The organism is Roseateles sp. P5_E11 (genome assembly GCF_054049355.1).
The window spans coordinates 1-3,468 of the sequence record NZ_JBFUMO010000594.1; the positions used below are offsets into that span (position 1 = coordinate 1).

The window sequence follows — 3,468 nt, forward strand, 5'->3', positions numbered from 1 at the left end:
GTCGAAGCCTTGCAACGCGCGGACGCCGGCCGGCAGGCGCTGGCGGCGGCACGGCTGCTGGCCGCGGAGGCCTGGCTGGCGGCCAGCCGCTGGGCCGAGGCCGATGCTGCCGCGCAAGAGGCGCTGAAGCTGGCAGGCGGTGATCCCTTGCTGCGCGCCGAGGCGCTGGCCTCGATGGCGCAGGCTGCCTGGTCCGCCGGCCGTGCAAAGGCGGCGCAGGCCGCGCTGCAGGAGGTTGAGCCCATGCTGCCGGCACAGCCCGCCAGCTCGACGGCGCCGGCTCGCACGCAGGTGCTGCGCGCCGAGATGGCGGAGCGGGCAGACCAGCCCACCGAGGCCGACGCCCATCTGGAGCGCAGCGTCGCGCTGGCGCTCAGCGCGCACGGGGACGCATCGCCGCTCGTGCATCGGCTGCGATCTCTCGCCGCGCAGAGTCTGATCGAACATGGGCGCGCACAGGCCGCGGCGCCGTTCATCGACGCCGTCGTGCGCAACCTGAATGCACGCGGCGGCCAGGCGGTCATCGAGGCCCGCGTCATCCAGACCGAATTTGCGCTGGCCCGCTACCAGGCGGGCCTGGCCCGCCATGCGGATGCCCAGCAGGCCGCCGACTCGGCCACGGCCCTGATCGAAGTCCAGCCGGAGCCACCGCAAGCCCTGCAACTGCGCCTGAACCTGGCGCGCAGCCGCCTGGCCTACATCCACGGCGATATCCAGTCGGCGTGGACCTTTCTGCATTCCAGCTTTCCGGCATCCTCGGAAGGCCGGCCGCCCCGGTACTGGCAGCGCCTGCAATGGACCGCATCCGACATCTTTGCCGCCGCCGTGGGCGCCATATTCACCCAAGGCCACGAGGTGGGCGACTACTGGCAGAAGCTCATCCGCGATGGGCAGATGCGGCCGCTGGACCAGCCCGGTGACCTGGCGCGCTTCGCGCTGTGGCTGACGGCAGCGGGGGATGCTCAGGAAGGCCTGCTCAAGCTGGAGGCCGCGTCGCCTACACCGACCTCGCGCGCCATGTTGGCCTGGGTCAAAGCCCAGATCCTGCTCGACCTGGGTCGACCGGCCGAAGCCGCGGCCGCCGTGCAGGGCCTGTCGCCCGGGTCCACGCCTGACCTGCCACCCGAGCGCTTCACCAGCGAGGCCGTCGCTGCCCAGCTGGACTGCATCCAGGGCCGCRCCGGGGCCGGGCGCGACAAGCTCGTCGCCCAGGCCGAGGACCTCCTGCGTGACCGCAACCCGAACTCACCCCGGCCCGCCTGGTTGCGCGCCCAGGCGGGCCTGTGCGCCCTGGCCGCAGGCGACCGCCCTGGTGCGCTCGCTCTGGCAGCCCAGGCGCGCCAGGCCTTCAAGGCTCAGCCCGATGTGGCGGCGTATTCCAAACTGCCGCTGCAAAAGCTCGACATCGCACTGCAGCGCCGCTGACACGGCCTGTCCCTAGAATCCGCGCGTTCTTCGCCGACCCCGGACTTCCATGACAGCCCCGCTGCGCCCCCTGCCCCGCCTGATCTTCGCCAGCCGCTGGCTGCAACTGCCCCTCTACCTGGGCCTGATCCTGGCGCAGGCCGTCTACGTCTTCCAGTTCTGGACCGAGCTGGTGCACCTGATCGAGGCGGCGTTCGGCGACCAGCATGCGCTTGAAATCCTGGTCAAGAGCATTGGCTACAAGGGCGAGGCGATTCCCGGCAAGCTCAACGAGACGATCCTGATGCTGGTCGTGCTGGGGCTGATCGACGTGGTGATGATCTCCAACCTGCTGATCATGGTCATCGTCGGCGGCTACGAGACCTTCGTGTCGCGCATGGACCTCGACGGCCACCCCGACCAGCCCGAGTGGCTGAGCCACGTGAATGCCTCGGTGCTGAAGGTCAAGCTGGCCACGGCCATCATCGGCATCAGCTCCATCCACCTGCTGAAGACCTTCATCAACGCCGACAACTACGCCGAGAAGACGCTGATGTACCAGACCATCATCCACGTCGCCTTCCTGCTGTCGGCCATGGCCATCGCCTTCACGGACCGGCTGTTGCCGCAGCCGCCTCACGGCGAGAAGCACTAGAGCGTCAGTCAGCGGCCGACCATCTGCCCCGGCACCACCCAGGCGTCGAACTGCTCGGCCGTCACATGGCCCAGCGCCAGCGCCGCCTCGCGCAGGCTGCTGCCTTCCTTGTGCGCCTTCTTGGCGATCTGGGCGGCCTTGTCGTAGCCGATATGCGTGTTGAGCGCCGTCACCAACATCAGTGAGCGCGCCACCAACTCGGCAATGCGCCCCTCATTGGGCTCGATGCCGACGGCACAGTGCCTGTTGAAGCTGGCCATGCCATCGGCCAGCAGGCGTGCGCTCTGCAGGAAGTTGTGGATGACCATCGGGCGAAAGACGTTCAGCTCGAAGTTGCCCGACGCGCCGCCGATGTTGATGGCCACGTCGTTGCCCATGACCTGGGCGGCCAGCATGGTCACCGCCTCGCTCTGSGTCGGGTTGACCTTGCCSGGCATGATGGACGAGCCMGGCTCGTTCTCSGGRATGCTGAKCTCGCCAATGCCGCTGCGCGGGCCGCTGGCCAGCCAGCGCACGTCGTTGGCGATCTTGGTCAGGCTGGCGGCCAGCGTCTTCAATGCGCCGTGGGCGTGGACGAGGGCGTCGCAGGAGGCCATGGCCTCGAACTTGTTCGGCGCCGTGACGAAGTCATGGCCCGTCAGTCGCGCCAGCTCCGCCGCGACCTGCTCGGCATAGCCCTTGGGCGCGTTCAGCCCGGTGCCTACCGCCGTGCCGCCCAGAGCCAGTTCGTAGAGATGCGGCAGCGCCGCCAGCACATGCCGCTCACCGTGGTTCAGCTGCGCCACCCAGCCCGAGATCTCCTGCCCCAGCGTCAGCGGCGTGGCGTCCTGCAGATGGGTGCGGCCGATCTTGACGATGTCATCGAAAGCCTCGGCCTTCTGCTGCAGCGTCGTGCGCAGCGCGCGCAGCGGCGGCAGCAGGCGCTCCTGCAAGGCCTGCACGGCGGCGACATGCATGGCGGTCGGGAAGACGTCGTTGCTGCTCTGGCTGCGGTTCACGTCGTCATTGGGATGCACCAGCCGCCCCTCGCCCCGCTCGCCGCCCAGCAGCTCGCTGGCGCGGTTGGCCAGCACCTCGTTGACGTTCATGTTGGTCTGCGTGCCTGAGCCCGTCTGCCAGACGACCAGGGGGAACTCGTCCGCGTGCAGGCCGCCGATGACCTCGTCCGCCGCGGCGACGATGGCCTCGGTCTTGGCCTGGTCCTGCAGCCCCAGCCCACGGTTCACGACGGCCGACGCCCGCTTCACCTTGGCCAGCGCGCGAATCAGCTCGGGCGCCTGGCGTTCGCCGGAGATGTCGAAGTTCTGCAGCGAACGCTGCGTCTGCGCGCCCCACAGCCTGTCGGCTGGCACTTCGATGGGGCCGAAGGTGTCGTGCTCGATGCGGGTGCTGCTCATGACGGTTCTCAC

The 3,468-nt window shown here is 69.1% G+C and carries 2 protein-coding genes and 1 pseudogene; 2 read left to right on the forward strand and 1 reads right to left on the reverse strand.

Annotated features, from left to right (window positions below):
- Together ACXJKR_RS27550 and ACXJKR_RS27555 are read left to right on the forward strand one after the other, a co-directional pair.
- Window positions 1-1,425, forward strand: a pseudogene (locus ACXJKR_RS27550) (hypothetical protein); the annotation flags it as partial.
- 49 nt (window positions 1,426-1,474) lie between these two features.
- Window positions 1,475-2,059: a TIGR00645 family protein gene (locus tag ACXJKR_RS27555; RefSeq protein ID WP_457325536.1), complete on the forward strand. Its 585-nt coding sequence runs from the start codon at window positions 1,475-1,477 to the stop codon at window positions 2,057-2,059.
- 8 nt (window positions 2,060-2,067) lie between these two features.
- On the opposite strand, the gene fumC is transcribed toward ACXJKR_RS27555, so the two are convergent.
- Window positions 2,068-3,456 (reverse strand): class II fumarate hydratase, encoded by a 1,389-nt coding sequence (fumC, locus tag ACXJKR_RS27560; protein ID WP_457325537.1) that lies wholly within the window; start codon window positions 3,454-3,456, stop codon window positions 2,068-2,070.
- Window positions 3,457-3,468: the final 12 nt, after the last annotated feature.